This window comes from Candidatus Pelagibacter communis (assembly GCF_001179945.1).
GTDB lineage: Bacteria > Pseudomonadota > Alphaproteobacteria > Pelagibacterales > Pelagibacteraceae > Pelagilacustribacter > Pelagilacustribacter ubique_A.
This window is the reverse complement of sequence record NZ_CVSG01000075.1, coordinates 30,611-47,517: the sequence shown is the minus strand read 5'-3', so window position 1 is coordinate 47,517 and position 16,907 is coordinate 30,611. Positions and strand designations below refer to the sequence as shown.

The window sequence follows — 16,907 nt, the reverse complement described above, 5'->3', positions numbered from 1 at the left end:
CTACCTATGTTTTAGAATATCCACAATAGATCAAATTCTTAGACAAATGTTCACCTTTTGATTCTATTTTGATTCTATTTAAGACTCTAAATACAACTTTTTAGCGTGTTATCTCTTTTTTGCTTTCTAAATTTTCTTGGCTATTAAAAAGCTCTTCCTCTTTTTCTCTAAAAGAAACAATTAAAATAATTAAATTAAATATTATAATTAAAGCAGTTAAAAAGTTTAGGTTAATGTCGAGATTATGATTCAAGAGAGACAAGGTTAAAATGAATAATAATGACCTTAAAAATACTTGAAATTTGAAAACTGCAATAATTGAGAAAGAATGCGTTAAAAGTTTCATAAATGACATTTTTGATGGTCCAAAATATCTAGCGCCCCTTTCAGATTCTATCTCATTTAAATTATTTAGATGTTTTTTTACTGATCCAGAGTAACTACTCCACAAACTAGCTTGAGTAGAAAGTTTTTTTACATCTTGTTTAATTAAGCAGCTATAATTTCCAAAATTTATTTTCTTTCCTGTAAATATTAATGTGATTAGCTTGTGCATGAAATATAGAAATTGAAAAAAAGGACCTTCAGATCTTTTAATTCTTTTTGCTACTACCGATTTATTTGGATCTTCTATAATTTTTTGAATTAATTTTTTTAATTCTATCGGTCTATCTTCTCCATCGCCATCCATTAATATTAAATAATCAAAATCCTTTTTTTCAGAAACATATCTTATTCCAAAAGCATTACATCTGGCATGTCCCCTATTCTCTCTCATGTTCAAAATTTGGATTGATTTAATAACAGATGGTTTAATTAAAATTGGTTGCTTTATTGTTGATGCATCATTAACAACAAGACATTCAATATGAATCTTTTGAAATTCTTTTATATTTTCATTAATCTCAATAATTAATTTTTCTAGAGACTCCCAATCATTAAAAACAGGTATTAAAATTATCAATTTTTTCATTTTTTTCCTATCATACAGTACCCAACTGGTCTAATAGTTCCAAAAACTCCAGGACATATTTTTTTTAAAATACTTGGGTTTCCAGTATAAATTACTCCTTGATTATCTTTAATGTTCATTATCTTTTGCCCTAAATCATTAATCCAAACTGGTCTGGATCTTAAATGATACGATAGATTTCCTGCTGACCATTCATCTCCAACTACAATTTTAATTTCATTCACAAAGTTATTGTCCCATTTATTTTGAACAAGCCTTGATATCTCTCTTCCCGGATAATCAGTTCGCTTTGTTTTATCTATTAAAGAAATGCTTAAATAAAGCATTGGTGAAAAAATGAAAAAAAATAGAAAAAAAATAAAAAACTTTTTAAGCTTTTTGAAATCTATATTTCTTTTAAAAAACTCAATAAAGAAAACTCCAAAAAATAAATAAAATGGAGTCATCCACATAGTTCTAATTTTTGCACCAGTAAATAAAGATGTTAATAAGATTAATATTATAGGCAAAAAAGTTACTGTGAATAAAAAAGTAGTTTTTTGATTTTTGAATTTTAATAACTTAACTTTTTTCAATAAAACAAAAATCATAATAAAAAAGGGTATTAAAATAATTAATTGATTAAATAAAAAAATTATTGGATTAACTAAATGATCTACTATTTCACTATCACCTAAGCTTGATCTTTTAAAACCATAAGTAATAGTAGAAAAATTATTTTCATAGAGCCACATAAAATGTGGAGACAAAATTAATAAAGAAACGATAACTGAAAATAAATAATTATTTATATGTTTTTTATATTTTTTAAGATTAAAAAATAAATATAAAAAAAGAGAAAATAGGATGTAGACAAATAAATATTTTGATAAAAAACCTAATGCTGAACAAATCCCGAATAAAAACCAGAATGATTTATTATTAGTTTCAAGGCTTTTCCAAAAAAAATAAACAGCCATAGCCCAAAAAGGTAATTGACTTATATTTACGTTAAACTCAGGAGTTGTAAAATTATAGAAATAAATACCCTCTAAAACTAGTATAGAAATTAGAGCTAATTTTTTATTATCTAATATTTCATTTGAGAATTTCCAAACATAAATGAAAGCAACTACAACAAAAAGTTGGCTTAAAAAATAATATGCCCAATCATTTGATCCAAATATAGAAAAAAATAATTCTACTGCAAAAGCGCTTAAGGGAGGGTGTTTATCAAAACCCCACCCTAAATTACTTCCCCATGCAAGAGCTTCAATAGTATCTAAAGGTAAATTAGTATTTGAAAAAGTAGGAACCAGTGTCCAAAGTGTTAAATGACTAAGTATAAATAAATAATAGATATTAAATATGTTTTTTTTGACTATCATATAAAGTAATTAATACAATTTATAAGCTATTGACACGACTAAAATCAAACATATACTCCCCAAAATTCAAAAAATGGTAAAATCTATTACTAAAAAAAAATACATTCCCAGTAGTAAAGAAAAATACATGTGTGCAAAACATAAAAAATTTTTTACTGATGAACTATTAAACTGGAAAAAAGATATAATTAAAGCAAACAATCTAGGTAATCTTCTTAATTCTGGTGATGATAACGTTTCTTCTGCAGATATTGTTGATCAAGCTTCATCATTAACAGATAAGTCAGTCGAAATGAAAGCTTTAAATAGAAGTAGAAAACTAATATTAAAAATCAACTCAGCTTTACAAAGGCTTAAAGAAGGAACCTATGGTTTTTGTGAAGAAACTGGCGAACCTATAGGTCTTAAGAGATTAATGGCAAGGCCAGTAGCCACTCTTTCGATTGAAGCTCAAGAGAGACACGAAAGAGATGAAAAAATTTTCATAGAAGATTAAGCTTCTGGAATTTTTTCGTTTTTTTTCAAAAGATCGAAACCTTTTTGGACAGCTGGTCTTGATGAGATTAATTTATACCATCTTGTTAAATTTTTAAATTTTTTAAGACCAATGTCATGCCATTCATGCCTAGCAATCCATGGAAAGGTAGCAATATCAGCAATCGTATAATGATTCCCAGCTAAATACTCTGATGAGCTTAATCTTTCATCTAATTCTTTATAAATTCTCTCTGATATTTTAAAATATCTTTCCTCTCCAAATTTACTTTTTCCAGGATTATAATGATGAAATTGATGATGTTGTCCTAACATTGGTCCTATATAAGCCATTTGACCCATCAACCACTGATTTATTTGAGTTCTATTATCGTTATCATAAAGCTTGCCGCTTTTTTCACCAAGATAAATCAAAATTGCACCTGACTCAAAAAGACTTTGATTATTTTCATGATCTATTATGACAGGAATTTTTCTAAAAGGACTTAGTTTAACGAACTCTGGTTTGAATTGTTCATCTTTATTTATATTTACTTTTGTTACCTTGTATTTAAAATTTATCTCCTCAAGCATTATAGAGATTTTCTTACCGTTTGGGGTATTAGCGGTAAGAAGTTCTATCATTTTTTTCCAAGCCTATCTTTAATAGTTTTAGAAGATGTAGTGAACTCAAATCTGTATTTTTCGTTAGGTCTCGCTCTTTTAAAGCACTCTACTGAAGCTAAAGCAACTTCATGAAATCCTGATAGAATTAATTTAAGTTTTCCAGGATATGAGCATATATCTCCTGCAGCAAAAATACCTTTTTTATTCGTTTCGAAATTTTCTGAATTTACCTCAATGGTTTTTTTGTCCATATTCAGCCCCCATTCAGCAATTGGACCTAATTTCATTATTAAACCAAAAAATCCTAGAATTACATCAGTTTTAATTTTTTCTGTTTTTCCATCATCAAATTTTACAGTGATGGATTTTAATTCATTTTCGTTATCTAAAGAGTCAATTTGGCAAGGTGTTTTTATTGAAACTTTACCTTCTTTTTCTAATTTTCTTAATTCTGAAAGAGTGTGCTGTGCTCCTCTAAAATCATTTCTTCTATGTATAAGTGTAACGTTTGAAAATTTTGAAAGTTCTAACGTCCAATCTAAAGCTGAGTCTCCTCCACCAAATATTGAAATTTTTTTATCTTTGAATTGTTCTTTATTTTTAACTGCATAGAATACAGATTTTCCCTCAAGTTTTTCAGCTTCTTTTAAAGAAATTTTTCTAGGTTCAAATGAGCCAACTCCACCTGCAATTATTATGTTTGGTGCTAAAAATTGATTTTTATTATTTGTTTTCACGACCCAATTATTTTTTTCTTGCCTAACCTCATCAACTCTTTCATTTAAAAATATTTCAGTATTAAAAGGTTTAATTTGCTCAATTAATCTTGAAGTTAATTGTTCGCCTGTGCATTCTGGAACTGCGGGAATATCGTAAATAGGTTTATCAGGATATAGTTCAATGCATTGTCCGCCAGCTTTATCCAAATTATCAATTACTACTGCTTTAAGACCTTTTATACCTAATTGATGCACTGCGAATAGACCTACGGGTCCTGCGCCAATAATTATAACATCAGTTTTTTTCACTAAGTTTGTTTCTCCGGTGTAGTTACTTCTAAACCATCTAATTCATCATTAACTATTATTTGACAGCTAAGTCTGCTATTTTTTTTTGGTTCAAATGCCATATCAATCATATCGTTTTCAGCATCTTGTGCTTTTGGAATCTTTTCAAACCATTTATCGTCAACATACACATGACATGTAGCACAAGCCATAGAACCTCCACAATCAGCATCAATTCCAGGTATTTCATTTTGTATTGCGCCTTCCATTACTGACAAACCACTTTCGACTTCAATAGTTTTTGAAGAACCTTGATAATCTTTGTAAGTTATTTTAGGCATCACTTAATAATAAGCTAGATAAATTGAAATAATAACTGCCCAAAAAAAAGCGTAATAAAGTATATAGCCCTTCACTGTAAAAGGCATTTTCTTTAATCTTCTTTTTCCTTTTCCTTTATAAGGTTTAGATATTTCCATAGTTAGTTAGTATCAAAAAAAAAGGGCAAGTATGTGAGACATACCCGCCCTTTTTCAATTAATTATCTATTATCTAGATGATAATCTTGTGTTTTGCATTGCTGCTGCCCAGATAACTAGACCAAAAGCGATCTTGTTAACAAAGTCAGCTAAGTTATAAATAACGTTTAAAGCATTTGCATCAACACCACCAGTTAGGTAACCAAAAATATATCCTAAAGGATAAATTGCCCAACCAATAGTTACGATTATTCTCATAGCGCTGAAGGCTGTAGCCATAGCTTTGTTACCAGCTTTAGCCGCCATTGTTCCAGCTTCACCTGAGAATATTTCAAACAAGATGTAAATCCATCCAGCCATTCCAATTACGAAACCTACAAATGGTTGTATGTAACCAGCTTCACCTAAGTATCCACCGATTAACATTACTAATGAACCAATTAATAGCTTCCAAAATATAGAAGTTGGCACCTTTCTAACAGCTGCCAAGATTAGATAGAATTCGATCATTTGAAGTGGCACTGTGATTAACCAGTCGATATATCTGTATACCGTTGGTGAGTCACCAGTCGACACCCAAACTTCTCTCATATACATGTAGTGAACAAATGCAACACCAGTTACAAGTCCAGCTACTGTTAAAGATGTTCTCCATGATGCAGCAACAGTACCTCTTTCTGCGAAGAAAAACACAGTTGTTGCAATCATTCCCATTGAAACAAGCCAGAATGAAATTCCTACGAAATCATTCGTTTGTAACAATGCAGTCGCCGCATTAGCTGAGCTAGTTATACCTAAAAAGGCAACAGCTGCTAAAGCAAGAAGACCTAATTTTCTCATGAAAACCTCCCTCGTTTGTTTAGTTTTCGTTTAGTTTATATATAAACTACTCGGACGAGTGATTAATAAGCTCACCACCGAATAATATGCTCGGAACCATAGTAAAAAAAAAAGTTACAGTGAAGTGTTTTTTTTATTAAAAAACCGCATATTTATTGGTTTTTTTATTTTTTTTTGGGGATATTTATGAAATAATCGAGAAAATTAAAGAATTCTGGGGGGTTTAAATTGACTCAAAATTATAATGAAATTTATCAAAAATCTATAAAAAATAGAGAAGATTTTTGGAAAGAAATTTCAAAAGATATATTTTGGTACAAAAAACCATCTAAAATTTTAAATTCTGACAACCCTCCATTTTATAGATGGTTTGAAGACGGGATAACGAATACATGTTATAACGCACTAGATCTTCATGTGGATCAAGGCAAAGGTGAAAAGCTAGCTATCATTTATGATAGCCCCATCACTGGTACAAAAGAAAAAATAACTTACAGCAAGCTTAAAGAAAAAGTTGCTTTATTTGCTGGAGCTTTAAAAAAACAAGGCGTAAGTAAAGGAGACAGGGTTATAATCTATATGCCTATGATTCCAGAGGCAGTAGTGGCTATGCTTGCCTGTGGAAGAATTGGTGCAGTTCACTCAGTTGTATTTGGAGGGTTTGCTGCCAATGAGCTTGCAAGTAGAATTGACGACTCAAAAGCTAAAATTCTTGTCACTGCCTCATGTGGCTATGAACCTGGACGAACTGTTCATTACAAACCTTTAGTAAATAAGGCATTAGAATTAGCAAATCATAAAATAAAAAAATGTATAATTTTTCAAAGAGAAAAAGATAAAGCAGAGTTAAATCCTACTGTTGATATTTCATGGGATGATGCTCACAAAGATGTAAAACCTGCGGAGTGTGAAAAAATGAATGCAAATGATTACGCTTACATTCTGTATACATCGGGAACTACAGGTCTTCCTAAAGGAATAGTTCGTGATATTGGTGGGCATATTGTGGCATTAAAATGGACTATGAAAAATATTTATAATATGAAACCGGAGGATGTGTGGTGGTCTGCTAGTGATATTGGTTGGATTGTTGGACACTCTTACATAGTTTATGGCCCATTATTTTATGGTTGTACTACCGTTCTGTTTGAAGGAAAACCAGTGGGAACTCCTGATGCAGGAGTTTTTTGGAGAGTAATTTCAGAACACAAAGTAAAATCTCTTTTTACTGCACCAACAGCAATAAGAGCTATAAAAAAAGAAGATCCTAACGGAGAATTTTTTAAAAAGTATGATTTAAGCAAATTTGATAAACTGTTTCTTGCTGGAGAGAGGGCCGACCCTGATACAATAAAATGGTTTGAAAAACTTTCCAACTCACCTGTCATAGATCATTGGTGGCAAACTGAAACTAGTTGGGCAATAACATCAAGTTGCACAGGTATAGAAAATTTTCCTGTAAAATATGGTTCAGCTTTTAAACCAGTGCCAGGTTATGATCTCAAAGTTTTAAATTCTGAAGGTAAAGAAGTAGGCCCGGGTAAGATGGGAGATATTGTTGTAAAACTCCCTCTTCCTCCAGGAACATTTCCAACATTGTGGGGCGCAGATAAAAGATATAAGGAAAATTACATGACTACTTACCCTGGATATTATCAAACTTATGATGCGGGACACATAGATGAGGATGGCTATGTTTGGATCATGTCAAGAACAGATGATATTATTAATGTTGCAGGTCATAGATTGTCTACTGGGGCTATTGAAGAGGTTTTGGCAGAACATACAAATGTTGCGGAGTGCGCAGTAATAGGAATTGCCGATAAACTTAAAGGTCAAATACCTATCGGTTTGCTTGCACTTAAAGCAGGGGTAACTAAAGATAAAAAAGAAATAATTAGTGAATGTGTAAAAATGGTTAGAGAAAAAGTTGGTCCTGTTGCAGCTTTCAAAATAGCGATTGTAGTTAAGAGATTGCCAAAAACAAGATCGGGGAAAGTGCTAAGAGGAACGGTAAGAAAAATTGCAGATAATGAGCCTTATAAAATGCCTGCGACTATAGATGATCCTGCTATTTTAGATGAAATTAAACAAGACTTGAAAGATAATAATATTTTAAAACTTTAAAGGCTGCCCTTTAGATTCAACTATTATTTTGCCTTCAGACATAACTAAAATACCATTTACAATTGTTCCTACAGGAAAACCCTTTACTTTATAATTATGAAAAGGAGTCCATCCACATTTACTAGCGATCATCTCATTCTTTATAGTTACCTCTTTATTCATATCCACAATTGTTAAATCTGCATCAAAACCCTCTTTTATAAAACCTTTATTCTTAATTCCAAAAATTTTGCATGGGTTTTCACACATCAAATTTATAAGCTGATTTAATGAGAGTTTTCCATTGTTTACATGGTCAATCATGACTGGAAAGATAGTTTGAACTCCTGGCATTCCTGAAGGAGTATTAGGGTACTCTTTATCTTTATTTATTTTTAGATGCGGTGCATGATCAGACCCAAGAACATCTACAATATTATTTTTTATGGCAACCCAGAGACGATCATAATGATCTTTAGATCTTAGTGGTGGATTCATTTGAGCATAAGTGCCTAATTTATCGTAACAATCTGGAGCGTATAATGTCAAATGTTGAGGTGTAGTTTCGAAAGTTACATTTTTTTTATGCATGGCTAAAAAATCTACTTCTTCTTTTGTGGTCACGTGAAGTACATGAATTCTTTTGTCATATCTTTCAGCAATTTTTACTACCCTTCGAGTTGAAGATATTGCGCACTCGACATTTCTCCAATCAGGATGAGAGTGCACATCTCCCTGTCTAATAAATTTTTTCCTTAATTTTATAATATCTTCATCCTCGGAGTGAATCGAAACTATTCTGTCACTACTTGAAATCACTTTTTCAATATCAGCCTCTTTATCAACTAATAAATTTCCAGTCGATGAACCTGCAAAAAGTTTTACTCCACAACAACCTTCAATGTTTTTAAGTTGTGAAAGTTGTTCAGTATTTTGTGGAGTTGCACCAAAATAAAATGCATAATTACTATGCATTCTATTTTTTGCAGCTTTTAATTTTTTTTCAAACTCTACCAAATTTGCTGTTGGAGGGTTAGTATTAGGCATCTCAAACAAAGAGGTTACACCTCCAAGAACTGCAGCTCTACTTCCACTTTCTAAATCTTCTGCATCAGTTGATCCAGGTTCTCTAAAATGCACTTGGGTGTCTATGATGCCTGGCAAAATTACTTTCCCAGATGCATCGTAAACTTTAGTATTATTTTCCTCTATATTACCTATTTTTTTAATTTGATTTTCATATAACCCAATATCAGATTTAATCAATTTTCCATCGATATAACAGGAACCATTTTTAATAATGAGACTATAATTATCAGACATGTTTTTTATATATAATATATTGTATAAGGAACAATTATGAAAAAAGATCAAGTTGTAATTTTAGAAAAAAGAGGTGTAATCTTAGTAAGTGGAGAAGACTCTAAAGATTTTCTACAAAATATAATTACAAACGACATAAATAAAGTTTCTAATAAAAACTCTATTTTTTCAGCCTTATTAACTCCTCAAGGCAAATATCTGAATGAATTTTTTATAATTCAAAATGTCAAAGGATATTTATTAGACTGTAGCGAAAACTCCACTGGGGAGCTAATTAAAGATTTATCAAAATACAAATTAAGATCAAAAGTTGAAATTGAAGACTTTTCTACTGAATTTGTTATTGGGGTTATAAACGACTCAAAATTCAAAGAATTACAAGGAGATTTAAAATCAAATGAAAATACAATTACTTACAGAGATACCCCTATTTTTTTAGATCCAAGAAATAATAAATTAGGAGCGAGAATAATTTCAAATCTAGAAAAACTTTACTTAACAATAAAAAAATTAAATCTTTCTATAATTGATAGTAAAGAGTATTTTTCTCTTGCTCATAAATTAGGAGTACCTGAAAAAGGATTGATAAATTTAAAAGATCAATTGTTTGGTTTAGAAGCAAATTTTGACACACTTCAAGCCATAGATTTTAAAAAAGGATGTTTTGTAGGGCAAGAAAATACTGCAAGGATGAAATTAAAAAACAAACTTAGAAGAAGATTGTTGCCCATATCATCATCTGAAGAATTAAATATTGGTGATGAAATTACTTTTAATAATATTAAAATAGGAAAAATTCTTATTGATCAGCCTTACCCCTTCGGATTAATTAAAGTTCTCGAACCTAATCTTGAGGATTTTATAGATAAAAAATTATTAGCAAATAATAAAGAGTGTAAAATTTTAGAGAACGTTAAGTAACCTAGATAAAGACGCTAGTATCCCATATCCACTCAATTCAATAAAAGCTATTACTAAAATTATAAATATAATTCTTTTATGCTTTCTTAAATATTCAATCATAAATGCCTTTTTTTGGTGCGGTCGGAGAGACTCGAACTCTCACGGGAAACCCACACGCCCCTCAAGCGTGCCTGTCTACCAATTTCAGCACGACCGCAATAATAATGCGACAATAAATGAATGACAATTTAATCTCAAGTTGGTAAATTGGAATTAGTATGTCTGTACAACAACAAAATTTGAGCCCTACTCAAGAGATTTATAAGAAAATCTCAAAATTCGTTCCTGAAGCTGAATGGAAAATTCATGCTCCATTGATAGAGAAAATTAATAAGATTAAAAAAGAGAAAAATGCAATTATACTTGCTCATAACTACCAAACTCCGGAAATTTACCACGGTGTAGCAGATATATCCGCCGACTCATTAGCTTTAGCAGTAGAGGCGTCTAAAACAAAAGCTGATAAAATTATTATGTGTGGGGTACACTTTATGGCAGAAACAGCAAAATTAATGTGTCCAGAAAAAAAAGTGTTCCTTCCTGACATGCAAGCAGGCTGTTCTTTATCTAATTCTATTACAGGTGAAGATGTAAAATTACTAAAACAAAAGTTTCCAGGCGTTCCTGTTGTCTCTTATGTAAATACTTCTGCAGACGTTAAAGCAGAAACTGATGTTTGTTGTACTTCAGCTAACGCAGTAAAAGTAGTTGAGTCTTTAAATGTAGATAAAGTAATTTTTCTTCCCGACCAATATTTAGCAGACTATGTAGCAAAAAATACCAAGGTCAAAATAATTTCTTGGAAAGGAACTTGTATAGTGCATGAACAGTTTACAGGAAAAGAAATAGAAGAAATTAAAGCAGAAAATCCTGGGATTAAAATTATTGCTCATCCTGAATGTCCGCCAGATGTAATTGCTGCCTCTGATTTTGCAGGATCAACATCTGGAATGATTGATTATGTAAAAAATAAACAACCAAAAAAAGTTATGTTAGTTACAGAATGTTCAATGAGTGACAACGTAGAAGCTGATAATCCAAACGTATCTTTTATCAAGCCATGCAATTTATGTCCTTATATGAAAAAAATTAATTTAAAAAAAATATTAAATTGTTTAGAAAATGAAACTAATGAGATTATTTTAGATAGCAAAACTATAGAGGCCGCGAGAAAATCTGTAATCAGAATGACCGAGATCGGTCGTTAGATCAGTGCAAGTATTAAATCAATTTTATATAAAATCAGTTGTAAGAAAGGCTCTAGAGGAAGACCTGAAGCCTAAAGGTGATATCACTACAAACATCGTAAGTGCAAAAAATAAAATTATTAAAGCTAGAATAATAGCTAAACAAGATGGTGTAATAGCTGGTTTAGAATTTTGTAAAACAGCGTTTAAATTAATTGGGAGAGAAACTATTTTTATAAAGAAAGTCTCTGATGGGAAAAAAATAAAAAAAAATAAAGTAATTGCTTATATTAAAGCTAAAACGAAAACGATCTTAACCGCAGAGAGAACTGCTTTAAACTTTCTAAATCATGCCTCAGGTATCGCAACAATCACTAATCAATTTGTAAAAAAAACTAGTAAAAAAACTAAGATCTGTTGTACAAGAAAAACTACACCTAATTTGAGAACACTGGAAAAATATGCCGTTAAAAAAGGTGGTGGTTATAATCATAGATATAATTTAAGCGATGAAATTCTTATTAAAGATAATCATATAAGTGCATCTTCTAGTCTTAGGGAGTTAGTTGAGAAAGCTATAAAAACAAAGAAAATTGTTACAGTTGAAGTTGAAAATGTAAATCAGCTTAAACAAATTTTAGGCTTAAAATTTAAAAGAATACTTTTTGATAATATGAAATTTCCACAGTTAAAATATTGTTTAAAACTTTGTAAAAATAAATATGAAACAGAGTATTCGGGAAATGCTACTTTAAATAATGTTAAACAAATATCCAAAACAGGTGTAAATAGAATTTCAGTTGGTGCAATTACTCATAGCACCAGATCATTTGATGCTACTTTATTATTTAGATAATTCTGCTTGTGCAGCTGCAAGTCTTGCAACAGGAACTCTAAATGGAGAACAAGAAACATAGTTTAATCCTGTTCTAGAACAAAATTCAATACTCTTAGGATCACCACCGTGTTCGCCACAAATACCTAATTTAATATTTTTATTTGTTTTTCTGCCTCTTGAGGAGGCTATTTCCACTAACTCGCCTACTCCATTTTGATCGATGCTTACAAATGGATCTACATCAAAAATTTTATTATCAATATAATCGTTTAAAAATTTTCCTGAATCATCTCTACTTATCCCAAAGGTTGTTTGTGTTAAATCATTTGTTCCAAAACTGAAGAAATCAGCATGTTTTGAGATAGACTTTGCTTGTAAAGCAGCACGTGGTAATTCAATCATTGTGCCTACCATATATTCAAGTTTCAATTTATTTTCTTTTTCTATTTCTTTAGCTATTTTATTAACTAAAGCTCTTAAAATTTTTAATTCAGATTCTGTTGAAACCAATGGTATCATTATTTCTACAAAAGCTGCTTTTACTTTTTGTTTTTTTAATTCAACTATAGCTTCAAATATTGCTCTGCATTGCATTTCGTAAATCTCTGGAAAAGAAATACCGAGCCTACATCCTCTATGTCCAAGCATAGGATTTTCTTCGTGAAGTTCTGCAATTCTATCTTTAATCTCTTTAGCTGATAAATTTAAGGATCTTGCGACTTCATCTATGTCTTTGTCAGCTTTCGGTAAAAACTCATGAAGCGGTGGATCTAATAATCTTACTGTAACAGGTAAACCTGACATAACTTTAAATATTTTTTTAAAGTCCTCTTTTTGGTGGGGTTGAAGTTTATCAAGCGCGCTATTTCTATCTTCTTTTGATTTAGATAAAATCATTTGTCTAACAGATAAAATTCTCTCTTCATCAAAAAACATATGCTCAGTTCTACATAGGCCAATTCCTTCAGCGCCAAATTCTCTAGCCGTTTTACTGTCCACCTCTGTTTCTGCATTTGTTCTTACTTTTAATTTTCTAAATTTATCAGCCCATTTCATAATTGTAGAAAAGTATCCAGAAATTTCAGGTTGAACAGTCGGAACTAATCCTTTCATTACTTTTCCACTTCCCCCATCTATAGTAATAATGTCTCCCTCTTTAATAATCACGTCTCCAGCTTTAAATTGTTTTAACTCATAATCGATTGTAATTTCACTTGAGCCCGAAACACATGGTCTCCCCATTCCTCTTGCAACAACGGCGGCATGACTAGTCATGCCGCCTCTTGCAGTAAGAATTCCTTTAGCTGCATGCATTCCATGTATATCCTCTGGAGAAGTTTCTAACCTCACTAATATTGTATCTTGCATCATCCCGTTTAATTTCTCTGCTTCATCAGCAGTGAAAACAACTTTACCACTTGCAGCTCCTGGAGATGCCGGTAATCCCGAAGCAATTACCTCTTTCTCAACTTTTTCGTCTAAAGTGGGATGTAGTAAAGTATCTAAAGTATTTGGATCAATTCTTTTGATTGCTTCTTTTTTTGAAATCAATTTCTCTCTAACCATATCCACTGCAATTTTAATTGCAGCTTTAGCTGTTCTTTTTCCAGATCTAGTTTGCAACATCCAAAGTTTATTATTTTCAACTGTAAACTCAATGTCTTGCATATCTTTGTAATGCCTTTCAAGCTTAAGAAATACCTTTGCAAGCTCTTTATAAACTTTGGGCATAGCCTCTTCCATTGAAGGATCTTTAGATCCTGAATCTTTTTTTGCTTTTTTAGTGATGTATTGAGGAGTTCTAGTACCAGCTACAACATCTTCACCTTGTGCATTAATTAGAAATTCTCCAAAGAAAGAATTTTCTCCTGTCGAAGGATTTCTTGTAAAGGCAACACCTGTTGAACAATCATCTCCCATATTTCCAAAAACCATAGCTTGAACATTTACAGCTGTTCCCCAATGATCTGGAATTTGATTTAATTTTCTATAAGTTTTTGCTCTTTGACTGTCCCAAGATAAAAATACTGCGTTTATTGCTCCTAGTAATTGCTCTTTGACGTCCTGAGGAAAATTAATTTTTTTTTCTTTTTTTACTAACTCTTTAAAATTAATAATTAAACCATCCCAATCGCTCTCGTCTAAATCTGTGTCTAATAAAACTCCTTTAGTTAACTTATAATTATCAATTAGTTCTTCAAACAAATGTCCCTCTACCCCCAAAACTACATTACTGTACATTTGTATAAATCTTCTATAGCTATCTTTAGCAAATCGTCCGTTAGAAGTTCTCTTTTTTAGCGACTCAACTGTTCTGTCATTAAGACCAAGATTTAAAATTGTATCCATCATCCCAGGCATTGAAATTCTAGCACCTGATCTAACTGATACTAATAATGGATTTTTTAAATCACCGAATTTTTTTTGAGTTTTCTTTTCAATATTCTTTAGTTCTGACTCAATATTTTGTAATACTTTTCTGGGTAATTTTTTTTTATTTTTATAAAATAAATCGCAAACTTCAGTAGTAATAGTAAATCCAGGAGGAACGGGTAAGCCTAATCTACCCATCTCACCAAGGTTTGCTCCTTTTCCACCCAAAATATTTTTTTTGTTTTTTAACTTTTTGGCAGATTTATCATCAAAGCTAAATATAACTTTTGCCATTACAATCCCTCTAATTTTGAAAAATCGATAAAATTGTCAAATGTATTACAGAGCATTTTTAACAACTCTAATCGATTATTTTTAATATCTTGATTTTCATCATTTACTACCACATTTTCAAAAAAATTATCTGTAGTTTCTTTAGTATCAGAAAGCTTTATTAACAAGCTTTCATAGTCTTTATTATCATCTTTGACAGTAAAAGCTTTACGTATATCATTTATTTTTTCATGAAGTATTTTTTCTTCATCTTTTCTAAATAATACGGCATCGGGTCTACCAGTAATGCCCTTTCCAGCTTTATCTAAAATATTTGAAGCTCTTTTATACGAACTTATAGCATTAAGGCCAATTCCTTTATTTTTATATTTATTCATTAAAATTGTTTTTTTATAAAGTGCTAAGAAATTATCTCCAGAATGAGAGCTAATTGATGCCTCAATAATATCAGTTTGAATATTTTTTAATTTTAATACGTTTCGCATTCTTTCCTTTATAAATTCCAACACCTCATGTTCTGTTTTCTCATTTATAATTATAACACCTTGTTCTTGATAAAGTCTTATGGCGTAACTAATTAGATCTCTAAGTTTAAACGATAATTTATTTTCGATAATTATTCTAAGCAATCCAATTGCAGCCCGTCTTAAAGCAAAAGGATCTTTTGAACTCGTAGGTTTTTCATTAATGACAAAAAAACCTACTAACGTATCTATCTTATCTACAATTGAAATAGAATAGCTAAAAGGTTTTTTGGGTATTACTGAAGTAAGGCCTATTGGCAAATAATGATCACTTACTGAATTTGCTACATCTTCATCAAAACCTTGTGCTAATGCAAAATATTTTCCCATCACACCTTGAAGTTCTGGATATTCTCCAACTAGGTCGGAACATAAATCGGATTTAGAAATGGATGCTGCAACTTGAGCTTTTTCTTTATTGATATTTAAGTCATCAGATAATAGGCCAGCCAACTTTCTTAACCTTTGCGTTTTATCATAAATAGACCCCAGATTTTCGTAAAAAGTTACTGCTTTAAGATTAGCTATTTGTTTAATTAAATTTTTAGATCTGTCTTTATCCCAGAAAAATTTAGCATCTGCTAGTCTGGCTTCAACAACCCTTCTATTTCCTTTGGTAATTAATTTTTTTTCATCTTTTTTATTTGCCACAACAAAAAAATAATTAGTTAATCGATCTCTACTATCAAAAATTGGGAAATATCTCTGATGCTTCTCAAGTGTCGAGATTATAATTTCTTTCGGTATTTCTAAAAAATCTTTACTAAAACTCACATGAAGTAAATTGGGATCTTCAACAATATTAACGACTTCATCTAAAAGTTTAAGATTTAGACTTTCTTTGTATTGTTTAGATTGAGAAAATGAACTTATTTTTCGAAGAATGATCTCTTCTCTCTCTTTATGATCAACGATTATTTTGTGATTTTTTAAAAAATTGTAGTAATCCCTAAAATCTTTTATCTTTTTAGTTTTTATAATTAAATCTTGTTCAATAATTACCTCATCGGTGGTATCAAGATGTTCAAATTTAAACATTAATTTTTTATTGTTGAACTTTGCAAAAATTGACCTGAGAGGCCTACCCCACATCAAATTATGATCTGACCATTTCATTGATTTTTTCCAATTAATTGATCCTATTGCCTTCGGAATAATTTTGATTAACAAGTCCTCAACCAAGATTGATTGAGATTGTGTTTTAACAAAGTAAAATTTTCCTTTATCAGTATTTTTTTCAATTAAATCTTTCTCATTTACATTTTTAGCTTTCATGAAGCCTTGCAATACTTGATTAGGAGAACCCACCTTGGGTCCTTTAATTTCTTTAGCCTTTATTTTAATTTTTTCAGTAAGATCTTTTGAGAATATTGTTAGTCTTGTTGGTGAAGAGTAAACTGATAATTCTTTATGCCTTATATTCTCTTCCTTAAAAGAATTTTCAATATATTGTTTTATTTGAGACCTTGCTGATATTTGTAATTGTGGTGGAATTTCCTCGCTATATAATTCCAATAAAAGTTCTGCCATAA

General features: G+C 30.8%; 15 protein-coding genes and 1 tRNA gene. 5 read left to right on the top strand and 11 right to left on the bottom strand.

Translation table 11 applies throughout. From position 1 onward, the window contains the following. Positions 1–100 precede the first annotated feature (100 nt). Both AMN78_RS03005 and AMN78_RS03000 read right to left on the bottom strand, forming a co-directional pair. Positions 101–973: a glycosyltransferase gene (locus AMN78_RS03005; protein WP_075534106.1), complete on the bottom strand. Its 873-nt coding sequence runs from the start codon at positions 971–973 to the stop codon at positions 101–103. Next, the gene (locus tag AMN78_RS03000; protein ID WP_075534105.1) at positions 970–2,340 is read right to left on the bottom strand and encodes a glycosyltransferase family 39 protein; all 1,371 of its coding nucleotides are present in this window, start codon (positions 2,338–2,340) and stop codon (positions 970–972) included. Before AMN78_RS03000 ends, AMN78_RS03005 begins: the two co-directional genes overlap by 4 nt. Positions 2,341–2,413: 73 nt before the next feature. Between AMN78_RS03000 and AMN78_RS02995 the strand changes: the two genes are divergently transcribed. Further along, positions 2,414–2,836 carry a TraR/DksA family transcriptional regulator gene (locus tag AMN78_RS02995; RefSeq protein WP_075534104.1) on the top strand — a complete coding sequence of 141 codons (423 nt, stop codon included), beginning with the start codon at positions 2,414–2,416 and terminating at the stop codon, positions 2,834–2,836. On the opposite strand, the gene AMN78_RS02990 is transcribed toward AMN78_RS02995, so the two are convergent. From AMN78_RS02990 to AMN78_RS02975, 5 genes are all read right to left on the bottom strand, one after another. After that, entirely contained in the window at positions 2,833–3,459 is a 627-nt protein-coding gene (locus AMN78_RS02990) for a glutathione S-transferase family protein (RefSeq protein WP_075534103.1), read from the bottom strand. The genes AMN78_RS02995 and AMN78_RS02990 overlap by 4 nt on opposite strands. Further along, complete coding sequence (locus AMN78_RS02985) at positions 3,456–4,469, bottom strand: NAD(P)/FAD-dependent oxidoreductase (protein ID WP_075534102.1); 1,014 nt, start codon at positions 4,467–4,469, stop codon at positions 3,456–3,458. Before AMN78_RS02985 ends, AMN78_RS02990 begins: the two co-directional genes overlap by 4 nt. Then, complete coding sequence (locus AMN78_RS02980) at positions 4,469–4,789, bottom strand: 2Fe-2S iron-sulfur cluster-binding protein (protein ID WP_075534101.1); 321 nt, start codon at positions 4,787–4,789, stop codon at positions 4,469–4,471. The genes AMN78_RS02985 and AMN78_RS02980 overlap by 1 nt, the downstream gene beginning before the upstream one ends. Before the next feature lie 3 nt (positions 4,790–4,792). Beyond that, positions 4,793–4,927 carry a hypothetical protein gene (locus AMN78_RS04255; RefSeq protein WP_256997707.1) on the bottom strand — a complete coding sequence of 45 codons (135 nt, stop codon included), beginning with the start codon at positions 4,925–4,927 and terminating at the stop codon, positions 4,793–4,795. Positions 4,928–4,996: 69 nt separating this feature from the next. Beyond that, positions 4,997–5,767 carry a bacteriorhodopsin-like gene (locus tag AMN78_RS02975; protein ID WP_075534100.1) on the bottom strand — a complete coding sequence of 257 codons (771 nt, stop codon included), beginning with the start codon at positions 5,765–5,767 and terminating at the stop codon, positions 4,997–4,999. Between the two features lie 228 nt (positions 5,768–5,995). Between AMN78_RS02975 and AMN78_RS02970 the strand changes: the two genes are divergently transcribed. After that, positions 5,996–7,894 carry a propionyl-CoA synthetase gene (locus tag AMN78_RS02970; RefSeq protein ID WP_075534099.1) on the top strand — a complete coding sequence of 633 codons (1,899 nt, stop codon included), beginning with the start codon at positions 5,996–5,998 and terminating at the stop codon, positions 7,892–7,894. Here the strand turns inward: AMN78_RS02970 and AMN78_RS02965 are convergent. Beyond that, positions 7,883–9,196: a dihydroorotase gene (locus AMN78_RS02965; RefSeq protein ID WP_075534098.1), complete on the bottom strand. Its 1,314-nt coding sequence runs from the start codon at positions 9,194–9,196 to the stop codon at positions 7,883–7,885. The genes AMN78_RS02970 and AMN78_RS02965 overlap by 12 nt on opposite strands. A gap of 36 nt (positions 9,197–9,232) precedes the next feature. On the opposite strand from AMN78_RS02965, the gene AMN78_RS02960 reads away from it, so the two are divergent. Then, the gene (locus tag AMN78_RS02960; RefSeq protein ID WP_075534097.1) at positions 9,233–10,117 is read left to right on the top strand and encodes a CAF17-like 4Fe-4S cluster assembly/insertion protein YgfZ; all 885 of its coding nucleotides are present in this window, start codon (positions 9,233–9,235) and stop codon (positions 10,115–10,117) included. A 115-nt stretch (positions 10,118–10,232) separates the two neighbouring features. Here AMN78_RS02960 and AMN78_RS02955 read toward each other — a convergent pair. After that, a tRNA-Leu gene (locus AMN78_RS02955) sits at positions 10,233–10,316 on the bottom strand. Between the two features lie 61 nt (positions 10,317–10,377). On the opposite strand from AMN78_RS02955, the gene nadA reads away from it, so the two are divergent. Both nadA and nadC read left to right on the top strand, forming a co-directional pair. Next, positions 10,378–11,367: a quinolinate synthase NadA gene (gene nadA, locus AMN78_RS02950; protein WP_075534096.1), complete on the top strand. Its 990-nt coding sequence runs from the start codon at positions 10,378–10,380 to the stop codon at positions 11,365–11,367. A 4-nt stretch (positions 11,368–11,371) separates the two neighbouring features. Further along, on the top strand, positions 11,372–12,202 hold the full coding sequence (nadC, locus tag AMN78_RS02945) for a carboxylating nicotinate-nucleotide diphosphorylase (RefSeq protein WP_075534095.1): 831 nt from the start codon (positions 11,372–11,374) through the stop codon (positions 12,200–12,202). Here the strand turns inward: nadC and ppdK are convergent. Next, positions 12,191–14,851: a pyruvate, phosphate dikinase gene (gene ppdK / locus AMN78_RS02940; RefSeq protein ID WP_075534094.1), complete on the bottom strand. Its 2,661-nt coding sequence runs from the start codon at positions 14,849–14,851 to the stop codon at positions 12,191–12,193. The genes nadC and ppdK overlap by 12 nt on opposite strands. After that, positions 14,851–16,905, bottom strand: a complete 2,055-nt coding sequence (gene glyS, locus AMN78_RS02935) for a glycine--tRNA ligase subunit beta (protein ID WP_075534093.1) — start codon at positions 16,903–16,905, stop codon at positions 14,851–14,853. The genes ppdK and glyS overlap by 1 nt, the downstream gene beginning before the upstream one ends. Positions 16,906–16,907 lie beyond the last annotated feature (2 nt).

Coding starts and splice junctions, on each gene's coding strand:
- AMN78_RS03005 (WP_075534106.1), bottom strand. CDS start 973: ATGAAAAAATTGATAATTTTAATACCTGTTTTTAATGATTGGGAGTCT.
- AMN78_RS03000 (WP_075534105.1), bottom strand. CDS start 2,340: ATGATAGTCAAAAAAAACATATTTAATATCTATTATTTATTTATACTT.
- AMN78_RS02995 (WP_075534104.1), top strand. CDS start 2,414: ATGGTAAAATCTATTACTAAAAAAAAATACATTCCCAGTAGTAAAGAA.
- AMN78_RS02990 (WP_075534103.1), bottom strand. CDS start 3,459: ATGATAGAACTTCTTACCGCTAATACCCCAAACGGTAAGAAAATCTCT.
- AMN78_RS02980 (WP_075534101.1), bottom strand. CDS start 4,789: ATGCCTAAAATAACTTACAAAGATTATCAAGGTTCTTCAAAAACTATT.
- AMN78_RS04255 (WP_256997707.1), bottom strand. CDS start 4,927: ATGGAAATATCTAAACCTTATAAAGGAAAAGGAAAAAGAAGATTAAAG.
- AMN78_RS02975 (WP_075534100.1), bottom strand. CDS start 5,767: ATGAGAAAATTAGGTCTTCTTGCTTTAGCAGCTGTTGCCTTTTTAGGT.
- AMN78_RS02965 (WP_075534098.1), bottom strand. CDS start 9,196: ATGTCTGATAATTATAGTCTCATTATTAAAAATGGTTCCTGTTATATC.
- AMN78_RS02960 (WP_075534097.1), top strand. CDS start 9,233: ATGAAAAAAGATCAAGTTGTAATTTTAGAAAAAAGAGGTGTAATCTTA.
- nadA (WP_075534096.1), top strand. CDS start 10,378: ATGTCTGTACAACAACAAAATTTGAGCCCTACTCAAGAGATTTATAAG.
- ppdK (WP_075534094.1), bottom strand. CDS start 14,851: ATGGCAAAAGTTATATTTAGCTTTGATGATAAATCTGCCAAAAAGTTA.
- glyS (WP_075534093.1), bottom strand. CDS start 16,905: ATGGCAGAACTTTTATTGGAATTATATAGCGAGGAAATTCCACCACAA.